At 66.7% G+C, this 672-nt stretch carries 1 protein-coding gene; it reads left to right on the top strand.

Annotation, left to right across the window (positions count from 1 at the left end):
* A partial coding sequence (locus tag A5688_RS08580) for a condensation domain-containing protein (protein WP_131812441.1) occupies positions 1 to 672 on the top strand: 672 nt, incomplete at both ends.

Here is a 672-nt window from a genome sequence, read left to right as displayed (position 1 = left end):
CTGGCCGCCTATGAACACCAAGACGTGCCCTTCGAGGTGCTCGTGGAGCGGCTCAACCCCACCCGAAGCCTGGCCCATCACCCGCTGGTGCAGGTGATGTTGGGCTGGCAGAACTTCCCCGGACAGGTCAATCACCCCACGACCGGACTGCGTTTGGGTGATCTGGAGGTCACACCGCTGCTCGCGGATACCCAGGCCGCGAAAATGGATCTGGTGTTCTTCCTGGCCGAACGCTGGACCGAGGCCGGTGAGCCCGCTGGGATTTACGGAGACGTGGAGTTTCGCACCGATGTGTTCGATGCGGCCAGCATGGAGGCGCTGATCGAACGGTTGCGGCGGGTGTTGGTGGCGATCACCTCCGAGCCGGGGCGTTCGTTGTCGTCGGTGGATCTGCTCGATGCCGAGGAACACGCCCGGCTGGACGCGTGGGGTAATCGGGCGGTGTTGACCGAGCCGGCGACCACACCGGTGTCGATTCCGGCGCTGTTCGCCGCCCAGGTGGCCCGCACCCCGGATGCCGTGGCGCTGGTATGCGACGGCCTGTCGATGACCTACCGCGAGTTGGACGAGGCGTCGAGCCGATTGGCGCACCTGTTGACCGGCCGTGGGGCCGGCCCGGGACAGACTGTGGCGCTGCTGTTTTCCCGTTCGGCCGAGGCGGTCGCGGCGATT

The sequence above is a fragment of the Mycobacterium mantenii genome (assembly GCF_001667865.1).
GTDB classification, from domain to species: Bacteria; Actinomycetota; Actinomycetes; order Mycobacteriales; family Mycobacteriaceae; genus Mycobacterium; species Mycobacterium mantenii_A.
Note: the sequence above shows the minus strand (reverse complement) of the source record. Positions and strands in the feature narration are given on the sequence as shown.